Source organism: Pseudomonas sp. F(2018) (assembly GCF_005508865.1).
Lineage (GTDB): Bacteria > Pseudomonadota > Gammaproteobacteria > Pseudomonadales > Pseudomonadaceae > Aquipseudomonas.
Genome location: NZ_SCOM01000005.1, coordinates 361839 through 380878, shown reverse-complemented (window position 1 = coordinate 380878; position 19040 = coordinate 361839). Strand labels below are relative to the sequence as shown.

The window sequence follows — 19040 nt, the reverse complement described above, 5'->3', positions numbered from 1 at the left end:
CCGGTCAATCTCTTTTTTTCATCCAACTCTTTGAATTTCAAGGAGTTTTCCGAGAGAACTGCGCCGGAAGTGGTGCGCATTATAGGGGACCAAATCTAACCGTCAACTCCTTTATGCAAAGATTTTCACTCTGCCTTCAAAGAGATGCGCGCGAAGGCCTTCTTGCCGGCCTGACACACATGACTGGAGCCCAGTTTGAACATGAAGCTGCGATCAACCACCTCGCCATCCACCTTCACGCTGCCAGCATTCAACAGGTCGCGAGCGGCGGCGGCATTCTTCACCAGGCCTGCCTTATTAAGGGCGGAGGAGATCGGCATCTCTTCTATAGAGAGCAGCTCGACTTCCGGCAGGTCGTCCGGCAGCTCGCCATCCTTCAGGCGATTGCCCGCAGAACGGTGCGCACTGGCGGCAGCCTCTTCACCATGGAAGCGAGCCACTATCTCTTCGGCCAGCTTGATCTTGATGTCACGCGGATTGGCGCCATTGGCCACATCGACCTTGAACTGCTCGATCTCTTCCATGGAGCGGAAGCTCAGCAGCTCGAAGTACCGCCACATCAGCGAGTCAGGCATCGACACCAGCTTGCTGTACATGACTCCAGGCGCTTCCTGGATACCTATATAGTTGCCCAGCGATTTGGACATCTTCTTCACGCCATCCAGCCCCTCGAGCAGCGGCATGGTGACGATGCACTGGGACGGCTGACCGTAGGAACGCTGCAACTCGCGCCCCATCAACAGGTTGAACTTCTGATCGGTGCCACCGAGCTCGACATCTGCACGCAGCGCCACCGAGTCGTAGCCTTGCACCAGCGGATAGAGGAATTCGTGGATGGCGATCGGCTGATTGCCTTCGTAGCGCTTCTGGAAGTCGTCACGCTCGAGCATGCGCGCCACGGTGTACTGCGAAGCCAGGCGAATGAAGTCGGCCGGAGTGAGCTTGTCCATCCAGGTGGAGTTGAACGCCACCTCGGTCTTGGCCGGATCGAGGATCTTGAATGCCTGGTTCTTGTAGGTCTCGGCGTTATCCAGCACCTGCTCGCGGGTCAGCGGTGGGCGAGTCGCGCTCTTGCCACTGGGGTCGCCGATCATTCCGGTGAAGTCACCTATAAGGAAGACCACCTGGTGCCCCAGATCCTGGAACTGGCGCAGCTTATTAATAAGCACGGTGTGCCCCAGATGCAGATCGGGCGCGGTCGGATCGAAACCGGCCTTGATCCGCAGCGGCTCGCCACGCTTGAGCTTCTCGACCAGTTCGGACTCGACCAGAACTTCTTCTGCACCGCGCTTGATCAGCGCCAGCTGCTCTTCAACCGACTTCATGACAGGACCCGTGCTACCCGCAAACCAAAAAGGGAACCAACCATACAAGATCACTGACCAATTACAAGCTCTACGCCAGGGGTGTGCCGCTGGGCCGATGCATGGCCTGCAGGGTTGCCTATAGTGAAATTTGATTATATTTTAGACAGTTAATGCACTCTTCCAAGAAACACCCTGAGCCATGACGCATTCTGTACCCAAAGCCACGTCCTATCCGCGGAGCCACTTGCTGGCAGCCAGCGGTATTGCGGCGCTGCTGAGCCTGGCCTTGCTGGTGTTCCCGTCGCGCGAAGTCGAAGCCAAGAAGACCTACCTGAGCCTGGAGCTGGACAACGGCTCCGAGCAGATCGTGCAAGAGAAGGATGATCTCCGACCCGATCAAGCCGCCGCGGAATCGCCTTTCGCCGATAACAAGAACAGCGCCAAAGCAGACGCGAATAAGAAGAACGAAGAAGCACAGCTCACCCAACCCACCGATCCGCTGCAGAAGAGCGTCACCGTCGCCAACGGCGATACGCTGTCAACCGTATTTTCTCGCGTCGGCCTGGATGCCAATGCCCTGCACGAAGCCATTGGCAGCAGCAAGGACGCCAAGCGCTTCAGCCGTCTGCACGTGGGTCAGGTGCTGGACTTCAAGCTCACGCCTGACGGCAAGCTGGAGCGCATGGGCAGCAAGCTGAACGACCTGGAGAGCATCTCCCTGACGCGCAGCGACAAGGGCTTCTCCTTCAAGCGCGAACTGGTCAAGCCGGATGTGCGCACCTCGTATGCCCATGGTGTGATCAACAGCTCGCTGTTCCTCTCCGCCAAGCGTGCCGGGCTGTCGCACAGCCTGACCATGGACCTGGCCAACGTCTTCGGCTACGACATCGACTTCGCCCAGGACATCCGCGAAGGCGACGAATTCGAGCTGATCTACGAAGAGCACGTGGTCAACAACAAGCAGGTCGGCAACGGCAACATCCTCTCCGCACGCTTCACCAACCGCGGCAAGACCTACACCGCCGTGCGCTACACCAGCAAGCAGGGCGTGACCAGCTACTACAACGCCGACGGCATGAGCATGCGCAAGGCGTTCATCCGTACCCCGGTGGATTTCGCCCGCATCAGCTCGAAATTCTCCATGGGCCGTCGCCACCCGATCCTGAACAAGATCCGCGCGCACAAGGGCGTCGATTACGCTGCACCTCGCGGCACGCCGATCAAGGCCGCCGGCGATGGCCGCGTGCTGCTGGCCGGACGCAAGGGCGGCTACGGCAATGCCGTGGTCATCCAGCATGGCAACAGCTACCGCACCCTGTACGGGCATATGCAAGGCTTCGCCAAGGGCGTGCGCACCGGCAGTACCGTCAAGCAGGGGCAGATCATCGGCTACATCGGTACCACCGGCCTGTCGACCGGACCGCACCTGCACTATGAGTTCCAGGTCAACGGTCGTCATGTCGATCCGCTCAGCCAGAAACTGCCGATGGCCGACCCCATCGCTCGCAACGAGAAGCAGCGCTTCCTGCAGCTGAGCAAGCCGCTGATGGCGCGCATGGACCAGGAAAAGGCCACCATGCTGGCCGCCAACAAGCAGCCCTGATATGCCGCGCTACCTGGGGGTAATGTCCGGCACCAGCCTCGACGGACTGGACATCGCCCTGATCCAGCAAGATACCCGCCCCACGCTCCTCGCCCATCACTACATCCCCATGCCCGACGCCTTGCGCGCCGAGCTGCTGGGACTATGCACCTCGGGCCCGGACGAGCTGGCACGCTCCGCCATTGCCGAGCAGTGCTGGGTAGAGCTGGCGGCCGCCGGCATCAATGCGCTGTTGCAACGCGAAGGGCTGAGCGCGAGCGATATCCGCGCCATCGGCAGTCATGGCCAGACGGTGCGCCACGAACCCGCCCGCGGCTTTACCGTGCAGATCGGCAATCCGGCCCTGCTGGCCGAGCTGACCGGCATCGACATAGTCGCCGACTTCCGCCGTCGCGACGTGGCCGCAGGCGGCCAGGGGGCGCCGCTGGTTCCGGCCTTCCACGAAGCGCTGTTCGACAGTGACGAGCAACCCAAGGCCGTGCTCAATGTCGGCGGCTTCAGCAATCTCAGCCTGATCGAGCCGGGCCAGGCCGTGCGCGGTTTCGACTGCGGACCGGGCAACGTGCTGCTGGATGCCTGGATCGGCAAGGTGCGTGGCGATGCGTTTGATCGCGACGGCGCCTGGGCGGCCAGTGGCCAGCCCAATGCGGCGCTGCTGCAAGCGCTGCTGAGCGACCCCTATTTCGCCACGCGCGGCCCGAAGAGCACCGGGCGCGAGCTGTTCAATCTGCCCTGGCTGGAAAACCACCTGGCCGAGTTCCCCGCAGCGTCGCCCGCCGATATTCAGCGCACCCTGCTGGAGCTCACCGCACGCAGCATCGTCGACTCGCTGCAGCAGGCTCAGCAGGACACCGCCGAGTTGCTGGTGTGCGGCGGCGGCGCACACAACGCTGCATTGATGCAGCGCCTACAGGAACTGTTGCCGAGCTGCGAGGTAGCCAGCACCGCCGAGCGCGGCGTGCCTCCGGACTGGGTCGAGGCCATGGCCTTCGCCTGGCTGGCGCACTGCTGCCTGGAGCGCATCCCGGCCAACCGCCCCAGCGTCAGTGGAGCGAAGGGACCACGAGTGCTCGGGGCGATCTACCCGGCCTGATCAGGCCAGTTCCATAAACGAAAAAGCCGCGCAGATGCGCGGCTTTTTTCATGCGAATGGCTCAGATCGAGAAGGACGAACCGCAGCCGCAGGTGGTGGAAGCATTCGGGTTGTTGATCACGAAGCGCGAACCTTCCAGGCCTTCCTGATAATCCACCTCGGCGCCGGCCAGGTACTGGAAGCTCATCGGGTCGACCACCAGGCTGACACCCTCGCGCTCGACGATGGTGTCGTCATCGGCCACATCCTCATCGAAGGTAAAGCCGTACTGGAAACCCGAGCAACCACCGCCGGTGACGAACACACGCAGCTTCAGGCGCGGATTGCCCTCTTCATCGACCAGGCTCTTCACCTTGTTCGCCGCGCCCTGGGTGAAAATCAGGGGGGTTGGAGTGAAGGTCTCGACGCTCATCTTGCTGCTCTCCCGGCGCCAGGCGCCATGTTACGTACTGCACGGGCGGCGATTATCCGCTTACCCGAGCAAATTGGTCAATTATTGCGCGATGACAGGAGCGAAGCTCCTGCTTCTTAGATTGGCGCGCCTGCGACGAATTCAAGTCGTCGCAGGCGCAACCTCGATCAGGGCAGCAACGCGGCGTGGGACAGGCCCAGGCGCTCGTCCAGGCCGAAGAGGATGTTCAGGTTCTGCACCGCCTGGCCGGACGCGCCCTTGACCAGGTTGTCGATGGCCGACAGCACCACCACCAGCTCGCCGCCCTGCGGACGGTGCACAGCGATGCGGCAAACATTGGCACCACGCACGCTGCGGGTCTCCGGATGGCTGCCCGCAGGCATCACGTCGACGAAAGGTTCGTTGGCGTAGCGCTTCTCGAACAGCGCCTGCAGGTCGACGCCGCGATCGGCGACGGTGGCGTACAGGGTGGCATGGATGCCACGGATCATCGGCGCCAGGTGCGGCACGAAGGTCAGGCCGACCGGGCCGTTGGCGGCGCGACGCAGGCCCTGACTGATCTCCGGCAGGTGACGGTGGCCCTTGACCGAGTAGGCCATCATGCTCTCGCTGGCCTCGCACAGCAGCGAGCCGACCTTGGCACCGCGACCGGCGCCGCTGACGCCGGAGGCACAGTTGGCGATCAGGCGGCTGTTATCGGCCAGGCCGGCCTCCAGCAGCGGAAGCAGGCCGAGCTGGGTGGCGGTCGGGTAGCAGCCGGGCACGGCGATCAGGCGCGCGCCCTTGATGGCCTCGCGATTCACTTCCGGCAAGCCGTAGACCGCTTCCGGCAGCAGCTCCGGCGCGCCGTGCGGCTGGCCGTACCACTTGGCCCACTCCTCGGCGTCCTGCAGACGGAAGTCGGCGGACAGGTCGATCACCTTGGTGCCGGCGGCCAGCAGCTCGCCGGCCAGGGCATGGGCCACGCCGTGCGGGGTGGCGAAGAACACCACGTCGCAGGCACCGAGGGTGGCCACGTCCGGCACGCTGAAGGCCAGATTATCGTAGTGGCCGCGCAGGTTGGGGTACATGTCGGCAACCTTGACCCCGGCCTCGGAACGCGAGGTGATCACCGCCACTTCGGCCTGCGGATGCTGGGCCAGCAGACGCAGCAGCTCCACTCCGGTGTAACCCGTGCCGCCGACGATTCCGACCTTGACCATTGCATAACCCCCGCAGAGAGACCGATAAGAAAGGCTGCCGATGATAAAGCCCATGGCCCCGGCGGCCAACCTCAAGGGTGACGCGCGACCACGGCTTTCTCTACTATCGGCGACAAATATCCCGCTGGAAGTCGCTAATGCTCTATCTCTGGGTCAAGGCCCTCCACATCATCGCCATGGTCTGCTGGTTTGCCGGGCTGTTCTACCTGCCGCGCCTGTTCGTCTACCACGCCTCGGCCGACGACGTGCCCAGCCAGGAGCGCTTCTGCGTGATGGAGCGCAAGCTGTACCGCGGCATCATGAACCCCTCGATGATCGCCACCCTGGTCTTCGGCGGCTGGCTGCTCTACCTCAGCCCGGCCTGGCTGCAGCAGGGCTGGCTGCACGCCAAGCTGCTGCTGGTGGTACTGTTGGTCGCTTATCACCATGTCTGTGGTGCGCAACTCAAGCGCTTCGCCCGCGGCGAGAACGTTCGCGGCCATATGTTCTACCGCTGGTTCAACGAGGTGCCGGTGCTGTTCCTGCTGGCGATCGTGATTCTGGTGGTGGTCAAACCCTTCTGAGAACAAGAGGAACGCCCATGTCACTGCCCGCCCTGCTCGATCAACGCCTGCGCCTGCCGGTGGTGGCCGCTCCGATGTTCCTGGTGTCCACCCCACCCCTGGTGCTGGCCACCTGTCACAGCGGCGTGGTCGGCAGCTTCCCGGCCCTGAACCAGCGCGAGAGCGCCGGCTTCAAGGCGTGGCTGGAAGAGATCGAAGCAGGATTGAAGCCGGACTCGGCACCCTATGCGGTCAACCTGATCGTGCACGGCAGCAACCCGCGTCTGCAGGCGGACCTGGCCATCTGCGTGGAGCACAAGGTGCCGGTGGTGATCACCAGCCTCGGCGCGGTGAAGGAAGTGGTCGACGCCGTGCACAGCTATGGCGGCCTGGTGTTCCATGACGTGACTACCCGCCGCCACGCGGAAAAGGCCGCCGAGGCCGGCGTGGATGGCTTGATCGCGGTGGCCGCCGGCGCCGGTGGCCATGCCGGCACCTGGAGCCCGTTCGCCCTGATCGCCGAGATCCGCCAGTTCTTCGACAAGACCCTGCTGCTCTCCGGCTGCCTCAACCACGGCCACGAGATTCTCGCCGCCCAGTTGCTGGGCGCCGATCTGGCCTACATGGGCACGCGTTTCATCGCTACCCGCGAGAGCAATGCCGACGGCGACTACAAGCAGATGATCCTCGACGCCCGCGCTGCCGATATCGTGCACACCCCGGCGGTGTCCGGTGTGCCGGCCAGTTTCATGCGCCAGAGCCTGGAAAAGGCCGGCTACGACCTGCAGCGCCTGCAGAACAAGGGCGACATCAACTACGGCGAGAAGCTCAAGCCGATCAACGACGAAGCCAAGGCCTGGAAGACCGTCTGGTCGGCTGGTCAGGGCGTCGGCGGCATCGACGACCTGCCGACGGTAGCCGAGCTGATCGCCCGCCTGGATGCCGAATACCGTGCTGCCCAGGGCCAGGCCGGGCAACTGACGCAACGCTGGCCGCGCTGAGCAGAAAACTGCGCAGCAGGTCGCTTGTTCGCGCCCGGCAAAGCCCCTAGGCTCTAGCCACTTCTCAATGACGTAACAGGGATGCACGCATGACGGATACTCGCTACAAGATCGTCTTCGACGGCCAGCTGATGCCGGAGATGACACTCGACACGGTGAAAGACAACCTGGCCCGCCTGTTCAAGAGCGACCAGAGCAAGATCGACGCCCTGTTCAGCGGCTCGCCGGTAGCACTCAAGCGTGACCTGGCGGAGGCGGAGGCGGACAAGTACTTGGCCGCGCTGCGCCAGGCTGGAGCACTGGTGCGCAAGGAAACGGATCTGGCCGCGGGCCTCAGCCTGGTCGATACCGATGACCACAGGGAGCCAGAGCCTGCCATCAGCAGCGAAACCATGAGCTGCCCGAAATGCGGCCATGAGCAGGCCAAGGCCACCGAGTGCTCGGCCTGCGGCATCATCGTCGAGAAGTACCTGGCCCGCCAGGCAACGCTGCCGGTAACTCCGGCGCCTGCTGCAATGGAAAGCGCCTCGCCCTATAGCACACCGAAATCTGAAGTCGGCGAAGCGATGCCGGAGTATGGCGAGCTGAAAGTATTTACGGTGAATGGCCGGATCGGCCGCGTGCGCTACCTTGGCTGGTCGATGGCATTGATGCTGATCGCCCTGCTGGGCTACGGCATTGCAGCCGGCGCTATGGCCGTTTCGCCCATAGTCGGTGGCATCCTGATGATTCCGCTGGTGATAGGCGGCGTGGTGGTCAGCGTGATGATCGGCGTGCAGCGCTTGCACGATATCGGCTGGTCCGGCTGGCTCTGGCTGCTCAACTTCGTACCGGTGGTGGGCAGCGTGTTTGCCCTGCTGATGCTGGTCATCCCGGGCACCCAAGGTGCCAACCGCTATGGCCCACCGCCACCGCCAAACAGCGGCGGCGTGATCGCCCTGGCCTGGTCGCTGCTGCTGGTACCGATACTGGGCATTCTCGCGGCCATCTCGATCCCGGCCTATCAGGAATATGTCGACCGTGCCGAGCAGGCTCAGCAAGAACAACAGCTGCAGTACGCCCCGGAAGGCGAGGAGTAGACCTTGAGCGGTTACGCCCTGATTACCGGCGCCTCCAGCGGCCTCGGCCTGGCCCTGGCCGAGGCTCTGGCCCGGCGTGGGCGTAACCTGATCCTGGTGGCGCGCCAGCGTGACGCGTTGGAAAGCATCGCATGCGAGCTCAGCCAGCGCTTCGGTATCGAGGCCCTGTTTCGCGTCTGCGACCTGACCGAGCCGCTGCAGCTCACCGGCCTGATTCAGGAGCTGGAGCAAGGCGAGCGGCACATCGACCTGCTGGTGAACAATGCCGGTATCGGCAGCGCCGGCCTGTTCGTCGAGCAGGACTGGGGACGCGAGCAGGAGCTGATCGAGCTCAATATCCTGGCACTCAGCCGGCTGTGCCATGCCCTGGGCCTGGAGATGAAGCGGCGCGGTGCCGGGCAGATTCTCAACGTGGCCTCCCTGGCCGCTTTCCAACCGGGCCCGCTGATGAGCAGCTACTTCGCCAGCAAGGCTTATGTGCTGCACTTCTCCGAGGCGCTACGCAGCGAGCTGGCGCCGTTCGGGGTAAAAGTCTCGGTGCTCTGCCCAGGTCCGGTGGCCACCGCCTTCTTCCGTCGCGCCGAATTGTACAGCGGTGGACTGGAGCGCCAGCAGCAACTGGCCAGCCCCGAGGAGATCGCCCTGGTCGCCTTGCGCGGCCTGGACCGCAACAGCGCCATCATCATCCCCGGCTGGCGCCATCGCCTGGTGCCGCAACTGCTGCGCCTGACGCCGCGGGCGCTGGTGCGCCACGTGGCGATGAAGATGGTGCGCCCGCTGCTGCCACGCACTCGCGCCGAGCAACCCTAGTCGGCGCTCACCGTGCGCCCGTCGGCCCAGGCCCGCAGCTCCGTCAGGCGCTCGGCCATGACCACCGACAGTGGCGCCGTCCCCTGAATGTTGCTCAGCAACAGCGCCTGATCCACCGACTGCTGGCGGGCCTGGGCGGCATACAGGGCGCTGACCACCACCTGCTCGATCTCCGCACCGGCGAACCCTTCGCTGGCCTGCGCCAGTGCCTGCAGATCGAACTGCTCCGGCAGCAGCTCACGGCGGCGCAGATGGATGGCGAAGATCTCCGCGCGTACCTCGGCGCTCGGCAGGTCGACGAAGAACAGCTCGTCGAAGCGCCCCTTGCGCACCAGTTCCGGCGGCAGGCGGTCGATGGCGTTGGCGGTGGCGACCATGAACACCGGCGACTTGCGCTCGGCCATCCAGGTCAGCAGGGTGCCGAGCACGCGCTGGCTGACGCCGTCGTCGTTGCTACCGGTGGCCAGGCCTTTCTCGATCTCGTCCATCCACAACACGCAGGGCGCCATCTGCCCGGCCAGCTTGAGCGCCTCGCGCAGGTTGCGCTCAGTCTCGCCGAAAAACTTGTTGTACAGGGCGGCGAAGTCCAGGCGCAGCAACGGCAGGCCCCAGAGACCGGCCACCGCCTTGGCCGCCAGGCTCTTGCCACCGCCCTGCACGCCCACCAGCAACATGCCGCGCGGGATATCGGCGCCCTTGCCGTTGAGGAAAATATCCTGGCGCTCACCCAGCCAGCGCTTGAGGTTGTTCAGCCCACCGACCTCGGCGAAGCGCGCGGTGTCGTACTCGAAGCTGAGCACGCCTTCCAGATCGAGGAGCTGGAACTTGGCCTTGTTGAGCTCCGGCAGGTCTTCCTGGGTAATGGCACCGTCATCGCAGATCACGTTGCGCGCCAGCGCCCGCGCCTCGGCGTGGCTCATGCCGCGCAGGTTCTTCACCACCTGCTGCAGGGTGCGGTTGTCGCTGCGTACACGCGCGCCACGGTTGCGTTCGCTCCAGCGCGTGGCCTCTTCACGCACCAGGGCCAGCAGCTCTTCCTCGGTCGGCAGCGCCAGGCTGAAGCGCGCGGCATAGCGCTGCACCTCGGCCGGCAGCTTGAGCGCGTGCGAGACCAGCACCAGGGTCGGCTTGTGCGGCGCCTCGCTCATGGCGATCTCCTTGAGCAGACGCACCAGCTTGGGATTGTCGACCAGGAACGGGTGCAGGTCGCACAGCACATAGATGTTCGGCGTCGGATCGGCCTTGATCAGGCGCAGCGCCTGCTCCGGCTCGCGGCTGTCCAGCTCACCCACCGGCTCGCCGCCGAAGGCCAGGCGCTGCAGGCCCTCGGTCACCGCCCAGGTGTAAATGCCGAGGCCGCGCTTGATCGCCAGCGAGGTGAGGGTCTCCAGCACCCGCGGCTCGTCCCAGGACTCGATCACCACCAGTTTGACGCGGGACTCCAGGACCAGGCCCAGATCGTGGACATCGTTCTTCAACACGCACTCCTTGTGCTGTCTGCCGACACTATTAAACTCGCAGGATACCCAAAGCCGCCGGAGGAAAGCGCGTGGACTGCCTGTTCTGCAAGATAATCGACGGCACCATTCCCGCCCGCAAGCTCTACGAGGACGACCAGGTACTGGCCTTCCACGACATAGGCCCGCAGGCGCCGGTGCATTTCCTGGTGATCCCCAAGCGCCATATCGCCACCCTCAACGAGCTGAGCGAGGCGGACCGTCCGCTAGCCGGGCATATCCTCTATACCGCCCAGCGCCTGGCCGCCGAACAGGGCTGCGCCGAAGGCTTCCGCGTGGTGATGAACTGCAACGACCTGGGCGGCCAGACCGTGCACCACATCCATATGCACGTGCTCGGCCAGCGGCAGATGCACTGGCCACCAGGCTGAGCGGCAGCGACCCATTGTCGCCGGTCAAAAATCTGTCCAGACCTTCAGGTAAACTGCCGGCATGCTTTCCGTGGAGATGGCCATGAGCAACGAACGCCAGTTTTCCCCCGTCGACCGTCTGTTGATCCAGGCCGATGCCGCCATGCGCACCCTGCTGCCGTTCAGCGGTGCACCGGCGCGGCCGTCGCCGGCCATCCTGCAGAACGAGTCCGATCTGAGCGACGAAGACGCTCGCCACGTCGCCGGGCTGATGCGCATCAACCACACCGGCGAGGTGTGCGCCCAGGCGCTGTACCAGGGCCAGGCACTGACCGCCAAGCTGCCGGAAGTGCGCAAGGCCATGGAGCATGCCGCCGACGAGGAAGTCGACCACCTGGCCTGGTGCGAGCAGCGCATCCGCGAACTGGGCAGCCACCCGAGCGTGCTCAACCCTCTGTTTTATGGCCTGTCCTTTGGCGTTGGCGCGGTTGCCGGACTGATCAGCGACCGGGTCAGCTTGGGCTTCGTCGCCGCCACCGAGGATCAGGTGGTCAAGCACCTCGACGAGCACCTGGAGCAGATCCCGCAGGACGATGCCAAGACCCGCGCCATCCTCGAGCAGATGCGCGATGACGAGGAACAGCACGCCACCAGCGCCATCGACGCCGGCGGCCTGCGCTTCCCGGCGCCGGTGAAGTTCGGCATGAGCCTGCTGTCGAAAGTGATGACCAAGAGCACGTACAGGATATAAAGCGGTAGACATGAAAAAGGGCGCCGATCGGCGCCCTTTTTCGTTGCGGGAGAATCAGCGCGGCATATTGCGCGCGTAGAAGATCTCCAGCATCTCGTGACGCACCCGCTCTTCCACCTGCTGGCGCTGCTCGGCGGTCAGGTTGCGGGTGGCGTCGCCGAACAGGTAGTTGTCCAGCTCGAAGTTCTTGAGCAGCATCTTGGTGTGGAACAGGTTCTCCTGGTACACGTTCACGTCCGTCATCTGGTACGCGTCCTGGGTATCCTCGGAGAGGTAGTTCTGGATCGAGTTGATCTCGTGGTCGATGAAGTGCTTCTTGCCTTCCACGTCGCGGGTGAAGCCGCGCACGCGGTAGTCGACGGTGACGATGTCCGAGTCGAACTGGTGGATCAGGTAGTTGAGCGCCTTCAGCGGCGAGATCACGCCGCAGGTCGACACGTCGATGTCCACTCGGAAGGTCGCGATGCCCTCGACCGGATGGATCTCCGGGTAGGTGTGCACGGTGATGTGACTCTTGTCCAGGTGCGCCAGGATGGTATCCGGCAGCGGCCCCGGGGATTCCTCGATCTGGCTGGCGGTGGGTTCCACCGGTTGCTCGGAGATCAGGATGGTCACGCTGGCGCCTTGCGGGTCGTAGTCCTGACGGGCGATGTTCAGGATATTGGCGCCGATGATGTCGACAACATCGGTGAGGATCTGCGTCAGCCGCTCGGCGTCGTACTCGGTGTTGATGTACTGGACGTAAGCCTGCTGGTCTTCCGGCGTTTCCGCGTAGCAGATGTCATAGATGTTGAAGCTCAAGGTCTTCGTCAGGTTGTTGAACCCGTGGAGCTTGAGTTTGCTTTTCACCGTTGGAGATTCTCTTGGTTGGTGCGGCTCTGCCGCGTGATCGAGCATGCCCGTCAGCTGCGAATGGCTCAGCTGCGTAGGACGGTTAACACCTCTTCGCGATGGCGATTGGTTTTGGTTGGGGCGCAGGCCCCGAAAAGGGCCGCGCATTATGCAGATCGACGGCCGTGGCGGCCAGAGTCTGCGCCCGCTTTATGATGGCCGGATGACCGTCAGGCGCCGAGCTCGACTATCTCGTAGTCGTGGGTGATTTCCACGCCGGCGCGGCCGAGCATGATCGAGGCCGAGCAGTACTTCTCCGCCGATAGCTCCACCGCACGCTTGACCTGCGACTCCTTCAGGCCGCGGCCCTTGACCACGAAGTGCAGGTGGATCTTGGTGAACACCTTGGGATCCTCGCCCGCGCGTTCGGCCTCGAGGAAGGCCTCGCAGCTCTCCACCGGCTGGCGCGCCTTCTTCAGGATGCTGACCACGTCGAAGTTGCTGCAGCCGCCCAGGCCGATCAGCACCATCTCCATGGGACGCACACCGAGGTTGCGACCGCCGGCCTCGGGCGGGCCGTCCATCACCACTACATGGCCGCTGCCGGATTCGCCGAGGAACATGGCCTCGCCGGCCCATTGAATGCGCGCTTTCATCGCCTGGACTCCACTGCCCGAAAAAGGCGCGTAGCTTATCACAGCGTCTTATTTCACCCGGCCGTCGCATTTACGGGCAATGGGCCATTACCAGTGATGACTGCGTCGCAAATTCGCGTTGCTGGCCCCTGCGTGTCTGTTAAGCTGGCGACGGATAACTGGCACACTTGTTCGGATAACTAATAAGAAATTCGCCTGCTGGACAAAGGCTTACTCAAATTTCGGGACTCGGGCATGGTAGCTATTACCCTTACACCAAAGATCAAGAACATCGACAAGCTGCTCGCGCACTGTCACCGCCGTCGCTATACGGCAAAGAGCACCATCATCTATGCGGGGGATCGTTGCGAAACCCTGTTCTTCATCATCAAAGGTTCGGTCACCATTCTCATCGAGGATGACGACGGCCGCGAGATGATCATCGCCTACCTCAACCCCGGCGACTTCTTCGGCGAGATGGGGCTGTTCGAGAAGGAAGGCACCGAGAAAGAACGCAGCGCCTGGGTCCGCGCCAAGACCGAGTGCGAGGTGGCGGAGCTGAGCTACGCCAAGTTCCGCGAGCTGACCCAACAGGACCCGGAGATTCTCTACGCCCTGGGCAGCCAGATGGCCGACCGCCTGCGCAACACCACGCGCAAGGTAGGCGACCTGGCCTTCCTCGATGTCACCGGCCGCGTGGCCCGCACCCTGCTCGACCTGTGCAAGCAGCCGGACGCCATGACGCATCCGGACGGCATGCAGATCAAGATCACCCGTCAGGAAATCGGCCGCATCGTCGGCTGCTCCCGCGAGATGGTCGGCCGCGTGCTCAAGTCCCTGGAGGAACAGGGCCTGGTGCATGTGAAAGGCAAGACCATGGTGGTGTTCGGCACCCGCTGATCGGGCTGCTGCGCGTCGGCGAGTCGTTGTCGCAAGCTGCTTCGGGATGCTCATTTACTGCATGTAAACTCCGCTCCCTCAGCAGCTTGCTCCTAGCCTCGCTCTAGCTCGCCAGTCTCGACAAATGAAAAAGCCCGCCAATCGGCGGGCTTTTTTATGCAGGCCAGATCAGTCCGGGTCGACGCCCGGCACCACGCGGCTACCGGCGAAGAACAGGCGTTTGAGCTCGGTGCCCGGCTCCTCGGCGCGCATAAAGGCCTCGCCGACCAGGAACGAGTACACCTCGTTGATCTCCATCAGCTCCACGTCGGCGCGGGTGAGGATGCCGCTCTCGGTGATCACCAGGCGATCGCGCGGAATGCGCGGCAGCAGGTCGAGGGTGGTCTCTAGGCTGACTTCGAAGCTGTGCAGGTTGCGGTTGTTGATACCCACCAGCGGCGTGTCCAGGGTGTTCAGCGCACGCTCCAGCTCGTCACCGTCGTGCACTTCAACCAGTACGTCGAGGCCGACGTCCTTGGCGGTGGAGGCCAGCTCGGCCATGCGCACGTCATCCAGCGCCGAGACGATCAGCAGCACGCAGTCGGCGCCCAGGGCACGCGCCTCGACGATCTGGTACGGGTCGATCATGAAGTCCTTGCGGATCACCGGCAGCGAGCAGGCGGCGCGGGCCTGCTGCAGGTACTCGTCGGCACCCTGGAAGAAGTCGATGTCGGTGAGTACCGACAGGCAGGCCGCGCCGCCGGCCTCGTAGCTCTTGGCGATCTCGGCCGGGACGAAGTTCTCGCGCAGCACGCCCTTGCTCGGCGAAGCCTTCTTCACTTCGGCGATCACCGCGGCCTGCTTCTGCGCCACCCGCTCCTGCAGGGCGCGGGCGAAGCCGCGCACCGGGTCGGCGCCACGCGCCTGCGCCTCGACCTCGGCGAAGCTGACGCGGGCGCGGCGCTCGGCCACTTCCTCGGCCTTGCGGGCGAGGATCTTCTCCAGCACGGTTGGAATGCTCACCCTTCGTTCTCCACACGAAATACCGCGGTAAAGGACACCAGCTCGTCCAGCTTCTCCCAGGCCAGGCCGGTGTGCAGGGCGTCCTGCGCCAGCTGTACGCCTTCCTTCAGACTAGTCGCCAGATCGGCAGCGTAGAGCGCGGCACCGGCATTCAGCACGATCATGTCGGCGGCCTTCTGGCCATGTTCGGTCTTGCGCCGGCCGAGGGCGTCGCGGATCAGCGCCAGCGAGCCCTGGGCGTCTTCCACGGTCAGGCCCATCAGGGTCTGGCTCTTGATCCCGAAGTCCTCGGGCTGGATGCGGTACTCGCTGACCACGCCGTCCTTCAGTTCGGCGACATGGGTCGGCGCGGCCAGGCTGATCTCGTCCAGGCCATCCTGCGCGTGCACCACCAGCACATGCTTGCTGCCCAGGCGCTGCAGCACTTCGGCCATGGGCCGGCACAGGGCCTGGCTGAACACGCCGATCACCTGGTGCTTGACCCCGGCCGGATTGGTCATCGGGCCGAGCATGTTGAAGATGGTGCGCAGGCCCAGCTCGCGACGCGGGCCGATGGCGTGCTTCATGGCGCCGTGATGGGCCGGGGCGAACATGAAGCCGACTCCCACGGACTCAACACAGCGCGCCACCTGCTCGGGCTTGAGGTTCAGGTACACGCCGGCGGCTTCCAGCAGGTCGGCGCTGCCGCTCTTGCCGGACACGGCACGGTTGCCGTGCTTGGCCACGCGGCCGCCGGCTGCGGCAACCACGAAGGCGGCGGCGGTGGAGACGTTGAACACGTTCATGCCGTCGCCACCGGTGCCGCAGGTGTCGACCAGGCGCTCGGCGTTGATCTGCACCGGCGCGGCCAGCTCGCGCATGACGGTGGCGGCCCCGACGATCTCGTCGATGGTCTCGCTCTTCATGCGCATGCCCATGAGGAAGGCGCCGATCTGCGCGTCGGTGCACTGGCCGGTCATGATCAGGCGCATCACGTCCTGCATCTCGGCGGTGGACAGGTCCAGCTGGTTGACCACCCGGTTGAGGGCTTCCTTGATATCCATCAGCGCACTCCACCTTGTTGTTTGAGGAAGTTGGCGAACAGTTCGTGACCCTGCTCGGTAAGGATGGATTCCGGGTGGAACTGCACGCCCTCGATGTTCAGGGTCTTGTGGCGCAGGCCCATGATCTCGTCCACCGAGCCGTCCGCATGCTGGGTCCAGGCGGTGACTTCCAGGCACTCCGGCAGGGTTTCCAGCTTGACCACCAGGGAATGGTAGCGGGTCACGGTGAGCGGCATGTTGAGGCCGGCGAAGGCGCCCTTGTCTTCGTGGAACACCGGGCTGGTCTTGCCGTGCATCACCTGGCGCGCACGCACCACGTCGCCGCCGAAGGCCTGGCCGATGCTCTGGTGGCCCAGGCACACGCCGAGGATCGGCAGCTTGCCGGCGAAGTGCTTGATCACTTCCAGCGACACGCCAGCCTCGGTCGGCGTGCACGGGCCGGGCGAGACCACGATGCGCTCGGGCTTCAGTGCCTCGATCTCGGCAATGCTCAGCTCGTCGTTGCGGATCACGTGGACATCGGCACCCAGCTCGCCCAGGTACTGCACCACGTTGTAGGTAAAGGAGTCGTAGTTGTCGATCATCAGCAGCATGGTTGGGCCCCTTACTCTACGGACTGTTCGGCGAGGCTGACCGCGCGGAACATGGCGCGGCGCTTGTTCAGGGTTTCTTCCCACTCCAGGGACGGCTGCGAGTCGGCGACGATGCCGGCGCCGGCCTGCACGTGCAGCTCACCGTCCTTGATCACCGCGGTACGGATGGCGATGGCGGTGTCCATGTTGCCGTTCCAGGCGAGATAACCCACGGCGCCGCCGTAGACCCCACGCTTGACCGGCTCCAGCTCGTCGATGATCTCCATCGCCCGCACCTTCGGCGCACCGGACAGGGTGCCGGCCGGCAGGATGGCGCGCAGGGCGTCCATCGCGCTCAGGCCTTCCTTCAGATGGCCGGTGACGTTGGAGACGATGTGCATCACGTTGGAATAGCGCTCGATGACCATCTGCTCGGTGACCTTCACCGTGCCGGTGCTGGAGACGCGGCCGACGTCGTTGCGGCCGAGGTCAATCAGCATCAGGTGCTCGGCGATCTCCTTGGCGTCGGACAGCAGGTCCTTCTCCAGCTCGATGTCGGCTTCCTCGGTGGCGCCGCGCGGACGGGTGCCGGCGATCGGCCGTACGGTGACCAGGTTGTCCTCGACCCGCACCAGCACCTCCGGCGAGCTGCCCACCACGTGGAAGTCGCCGAAGTTGAAGAAGTACATGTAGGGCGTCGGGTTGATGCAGCGCAGCGCGCGGTACAGGTCGATCGGTGCGGCCTGGAACGGGATCGACATGCGCTGGGAAATCACCACCTGCATGCAGTCGCCGGCGAGGATGTATTCCTTGATCGCGCCGACCGCGGCCTCGTAGTCGTCACGCTTGAAGCTGGAGACGAAGTCCGGTTCCTTGCCGGCCGGCTTGCTCAGGTCCACACCCAGGCGCGGGGTGATAGGCCTGCGCAGCTTGTTGAGCAGCTCACGTAGCTGGGCCTGGCCTTGTTCGTAGGCGTCGGCCTGGGCCGGGTCGGCGAGGACGATGGCGTGCATCTTGCCGGCCAGGTTGTCGAACACCACCACGGCGTCAGAGACCATCAACAGGATGTCCGGAGTGCCCAGCGGATCGGGGTTCGGGCACTGCGCCAGCTTCTTCTCGACGTAGCGCACGCTGTCGTAGCCGAAGTAGCCGACCAGGCCGCCGTTGAAGCGCGGCAGACCGGCAATGGTCGGCACCTTGTAGCGCGCCTTGAACTGCTCGACGAAGGCCAGCGGGTCTTCGCTTTCCAGGCTCTCCACCTCGACGCCGTCGACACGCACGCTGATCTGGTGACCATGCACGCGCAGCACAGTACGCGCCGGCAGGCCGATGATCGAGTAGCGGCCCCACTTCTCGCCGCCCTGCACGGATTCCAGCAGGTAGGAGTTGGGAGTGTCGGCCAGCTTGAGGTAGATCGACAGCGGGGTGTCGAAGTCGGCCAGGGTTTCGAATGCAAGCGGAATGCGGTTGTAGCCGTCGGCGGCCAAACGCAGGAATTCTTCGCGGGTCATGCTCTGCCTCGTGGTATGAGGAGGTGAAACGGATGTTGGGCAAACGCGCCGGAACCAGCCGGCCAGGAGAAAATCAGGCGCGCCAGCGCCAACGGGCCAGGGCCTTGATGACTTTCATCCATTGTTTGCTGGCAACTACCACGATGCTGTCTCGATGAGGCGGGTAATCGGAAGAGTCCGGCGACATTAGCGCAGCGTCATCGGCCGCGCAACCGGGCAGCAGCTGGCGCAGATCGTCGAGCACCCGAGCCGGGTTCTCCTCGGCGATCGGCCGGCCGTGGTTGTAGCCGTAGCTCAGGGCCACGCAGGGCACGCTGGCGGCGCGGGCGGCCAGCACGTCGTTGCGCGAGTCGCCGATGAACAGGGCGCGCTCGGGCTCGACGTTGGCCAGGCGCATGACGAACAGCAGCGCCGCCGGGTCGGGCTTCTGCTGCGGCAGGGTGTCGCCACCGATGATCCAGCGGAAGTAGCGGCCCAGCTTCATCTCGTCCAGCAGCGGGGCAACGAAGCGCTCCGGCTTGTTGGTGATCAGCGCCAGCTCCACGCCCTGCTTCTTCAGCCACTTGAGGGTAGAGGTGACGCCCGGGTAGACGGTGCTCAGCGCATGGCTGCCGGAGTAGGCCTCGTTGAACAGCTCCAGGGCCTGCTCGGTGTCGGCGTCGCTGATCTCGGTGTGCTCGATGGCACCGGCCAGGGCGCGGCGCACCAGCACGCGGGCACCGTTGCCGACCCAGTCGCGCACCCGCTCGACGCCGGCCGCAGGGCGACCGAGCTGCACCAGCATGCGGTCGATGGCGGCAGCCAGGTCGGGCACCGAATCCACCAGGGTGCCGTCCAGATCGAACATCACCAGGCGCGGCAGGTTCCCTTCGAACAACT

General features: G+C 64.4%; 20 protein-coding genes. 9 read left to right on the top strand and 11 right to left on the bottom strand.

From position 1 onward, the window contains the following. Positions 1 to 125: 125 nt before the first annotated feature. Positions 126 to 1325, bottom strand: coding sequence for a tyrosine--tRNA ligase (tyrS, locus tag FFS62_RS21275; RefSeq protein ID WP_137974850.1), 1200 nt, complete (start codon positions 1323 to 1325; stop codon positions 126 to 128). 181 nt (positions 1326 to 1506) lie between these two features. Here tyrS and FFS62_RS21270 point away from each other — a divergent pair, with 181 nt between their 5' ends. Then, entirely contained in the window at positions 1507 to 2910 is a 1404-nt protein-coding gene (locus tag FFS62_RS21270) for a peptidoglycan DD-metalloendopeptidase family protein (RefSeq protein ID WP_137974849.1), read from the top strand. A gap of 1 nt (position 2911) precedes the next feature. Further along, positions 2912 to 4003 (top strand): anhydro-N-acetylmuramic acid kinase, encoded by a 1092-nt coding sequence (locus FFS62_RS21265; protein ID WP_137974848.1) that lies wholly within the window; start codon positions 2912 to 2914, stop codon positions 4001 to 4003. A gap of 61 nt (positions 4004 to 4064) precedes the next feature. On the opposite strand, the gene erpA is transcribed toward FFS62_RS21265, so the two are convergent. Together erpA and argC are read right to left on the bottom strand one after the other, a co-directional pair. Further along, positions 4065 to 4415, bottom strand: coding sequence for an iron-sulfur cluster insertion protein ErpA (erpA, locus tag FFS62_RS21260; protein ID WP_043308183.1), 351 nt, complete (start codon positions 4413 to 4415; stop codon positions 4065 to 4067). A 167-nt stretch (positions 4416 to 4582) separates the two neighbouring features. Next, positions 4583 to 5617, bottom strand: coding sequence for an N-acetyl-gamma-glutamyl-phosphate reductase (gene argC, locus FFS62_RS21255; RefSeq protein ID WP_137974847.1), 1035 nt, complete (start codon positions 5615 to 5617; stop codon positions 4583 to 4585). Between the two features lie 137 nt (positions 5618 to 5754). Between argC and hemJ the strand changes: the two genes are divergently transcribed. From hemJ to FFS62_RS21235, 4 genes are all read left to right on the top strand, one after another. Continuing rightward, positions 5755 to 6180 carry a protoporphyrinogen oxidase HemJ gene (gene hemJ, locus FFS62_RS21250; protein WP_137974846.1) on the top strand — a complete coding sequence of 142 codons (426 nt, stop codon included), beginning with the start codon at positions 5755 to 5757 and terminating at the stop codon, positions 6178 to 6180. A gap of 17 nt (positions 6181 to 6197) precedes the next feature. Next, entirely contained in the window at positions 6198 to 7160 is a 963-nt protein-coding gene (locus FFS62_RS21245) for a nitronate monooxygenase family protein (protein WP_137974845.1), read from the top strand. A gap of 89 nt (positions 7161 to 7249) precedes the next feature. After that, the gene (locus FFS62_RS21240; protein WP_137974844.1) at positions 7250 to 8239 is read left to right on the top strand and encodes a DUF805 domain-containing protein; all 990 of its coding nucleotides are present in this window, start codon (positions 7250 to 7252) and stop codon (positions 8237 to 8239) included. Between the two features lie 3 nt (positions 8240 to 8242). After that, a complete protein-coding gene (locus FFS62_RS21235) occupies positions 8243 to 9049 on the top strand; it encodes an SDR family oxidoreductase (protein WP_137974843.1) in 807 nt (268 codons plus the stop codon). On the opposite strand, the gene FFS62_RS21230 is transcribed toward FFS62_RS21235, so the two are convergent. Next, positions 9046 to 10527, bottom strand: coding sequence for an AAA family ATPase (locus FFS62_RS21230; RefSeq protein WP_137974842.1), 1482 nt, complete (start codon positions 10525 to 10527; stop codon positions 9046 to 9048). The genes FFS62_RS21235 and FFS62_RS21230 overlap by 4 nt on opposite strands. A 71-nt stretch (positions 10528 to 10598) precedes the next feature. On the opposite strand from FFS62_RS21230, the gene FFS62_RS21225 reads away from it, so the two are divergent. Beyond that, a complete protein-coding gene (locus FFS62_RS21225) occupies positions 10599 to 10937 on the top strand; it encodes a histidine triad nucleotide-binding protein (protein WP_137974841.1) in 339 nt (112 codons plus the stop codon). A gap of 82 nt (positions 10938 to 11019) precedes the next feature. Continuing rightward, a complete protein-coding gene (coq7, locus tag FFS62_RS21220) occupies positions 11020 to 11667 on the top strand; it encodes a 2-polyprenyl-3-methyl-6-methoxy-1,4-benzoquinone monooxygenase (RefSeq protein ID WP_137974840.1) in 648 nt (215 codons plus the stop codon). Positions 11668 to 11721: 54 nt separating this feature from the next. Here the strand turns inward: coq7 and speD are convergent, their stop codons facing one another. Together speD and FFS62_RS21210 are read right to left on the bottom strand one after the other, a co-directional pair. Continuing rightward, positions 11722 to 12516, bottom strand: coding sequence for an adenosylmethionine decarboxylase (gene speD, locus FFS62_RS21215; protein WP_137974839.1), 795 nt, complete (start codon positions 12514 to 12516; stop codon positions 11722 to 11724). 212 nt (positions 12517 to 12728) lie between these two features. After that, on the bottom strand, positions 12729 to 13154 hold the full coding sequence (locus tag FFS62_RS21210) for an OsmC family protein (RefSeq protein WP_137974838.1): 426 nt from the start codon (positions 13152 to 13154) through the stop codon (positions 12729 to 12731). 234 nt (positions 13155 to 13388) lie between these two features. Here FFS62_RS21210 and crp point away from each other — a divergent pair, with 234 nt between their 5' ends. Beyond that, the gene (gene crp, locus FFS62_RS21205) at positions 13389 to 14033 is read left to right on the top strand and encodes a cAMP-activated global transcriptional regulator CRP (RefSeq protein WP_137974837.1); all 645 of its coding nucleotides are present in this window, start codon (positions 13389 to 13391) and stop codon (positions 14031 to 14033) included. 168 nt (positions 14034 to 14201) lie between these two features. On the opposite strand, the gene trpC is transcribed toward crp, so the two are convergent. The 5 genes from trpC to FFS62_RS21180 form a co-directional block, all read right to left on the bottom strand. Then, complete coding sequence (gene trpC / locus FFS62_RS21200; RefSeq protein WP_137974836.1) at positions 14202 to 15035, bottom strand: indole-3-glycerol phosphate synthase TrpC; 834 nt, start codon at positions 15033 to 15035, stop codon at positions 14202 to 14204. Next, positions 15032 to 16078: an anthranilate phosphoribosyltransferase gene (gene trpD / locus FFS62_RS21195; protein WP_137974835.1), complete on the bottom strand. Its 1047-nt coding sequence runs from the start codon at positions 16076 to 16078 to the stop codon at positions 15032 to 15034. The genes trpC and trpD overlap by 4 nt, the downstream gene beginning before the upstream one ends. Beyond that, positions 16078 to 16671 carry an aminodeoxychorismate/anthranilate synthase component II gene (locus tag FFS62_RS21190; RefSeq protein ID WP_137974834.1) on the bottom strand — a complete coding sequence of 198 codons (594 nt, stop codon included), beginning with the start codon at positions 16669 to 16671 and terminating at the stop codon, positions 16078 to 16080. Before FFS62_RS21190 ends, trpD begins: the two co-directional genes overlap by 1 nt. 11 nt (positions 16672 to 16682) lie before the next feature. Continuing rightward, entirely contained in the window at positions 16683 to 18161 is a 1479-nt protein-coding gene (trpE, locus tag FFS62_RS21185; protein ID WP_137974833.1) for an anthranilate synthase component I, read from the bottom strand. Positions 18162 to 18234: 73 nt separating this feature from the next. Continuing rightward, positions 18235 to 19008 (bottom strand): phosphoglycolate phosphatase, encoded by a 774-nt coding sequence (locus FFS62_RS21180; protein ID WP_137974864.1) that lies wholly within the window; start codon positions 19006 to 19008, stop codon positions 18235 to 18237. Between the last annotated feature and the right edge of the window lie 32 nt (positions 19009 to 19040).

What these genes read in the sequence shown, in the direction of transcription:
- tyrS (WP_137974850.1), bottom strand. Translation starts at nt 1,325, where the DNA reads ATGAAGTCGGTTGAAGAGCAGCTGGCGCTGATCAAGCGCGGTGCAGAA.
- FFS62_RS21270 (WP_137974849.1), top strand. Translation starts at nt 1,507, where the DNA reads ATGACGCATTCTGTACCCAAAGCCACGTCCTATCCGCGGAGCCACTTG.
- FFS62_RS21265 (WP_137974848.1), top strand. Translation starts at nt 2,912, where the DNA reads ATGCCGCGCTACCTGGGGGTAATGTCCGGCACCAGCCTCGACGGACTG.
- erpA (WP_043308183.1), bottom strand. Translation starts at nt 4,415, where the DNA reads ATGAGCGTCGAGACCTTCACTCCAACCCCCCTGATTTTCACCCAGGGC.
- argC (WP_137974847.1), bottom strand. Translation starts at nt 5,617, where the DNA reads ATGGTCAAGGTCGGAATCGTCGGCGGCACGGGTTACACCGGAGTGGAG.
- hemJ (WP_137974846.1), top strand. Translation starts at nt 5,755, where the DNA reads ATGCTCTATCTCTGGGTCAAGGCCCTCCACATCATCGCCATGGTCTGC.
- FFS62_RS21245 (WP_137974845.1), top strand. Translation starts at nt 6,198, where the DNA reads ATGTCACTGCCCGCCCTGCTCGATCAACGCCTGCGCCTGCCGGTGGTG.
- FFS62_RS21240 (WP_137974844.1), top strand. Translation starts at nt 7,250, where the DNA reads ATGACGGATACTCGCTACAAGATCGTCTTCGACGGCCAGCTGATGCCG.
- coq7 (WP_137974840.1), top strand. Translation starts at nt 11,020, where the DNA reads ATGAGCAACGAACGCCAGTTTTCCCCCGTCGACCGTCTGTTGATCCAG.
- FFS62_RS21210 (WP_137974838.1), bottom strand. Translation starts at nt 13,154, where the DNA reads ATGAAAGCGCGCATTCAATGGGCCGGCGAGGCCATGTTCCTCGGCGAA.
- crp (WP_137974837.1), top strand. Translation starts at nt 13,389, where the DNA reads ATGGTAGCTATTACCCTTACACCAAAGATCAAGAACATCGACAAGCTG.
- trpD (WP_137974835.1), bottom strand. Translation starts at nt 16,078, where the DNA reads ATGGATATCAAGGAAGCCCTCAACCGGGTGGTCAACCAGCTGGACCTG.
- FFS62_RS21190 (WP_137974834.1), bottom strand. Translation starts at nt 16,671, where the DNA reads ATGCTGCTGATGATCGACAACTACGACTCCTTTACCTACAACGTGGTG.
- trpE (WP_137974833.1), bottom strand. Translation starts at nt 18,161, where the DNA reads ATGACCCGCGAAGAATTCCTGCGTTTGGCCGCCGACGGCTACAACCGC.
- FFS62_RS21180 (WP_137974864.1), bottom strand. Translation starts at nt 19,008, where the DNA reads ATGTTCGATCTGGACGGCACCCTGGTGGATTCGGTGCCCGACCTGGCT.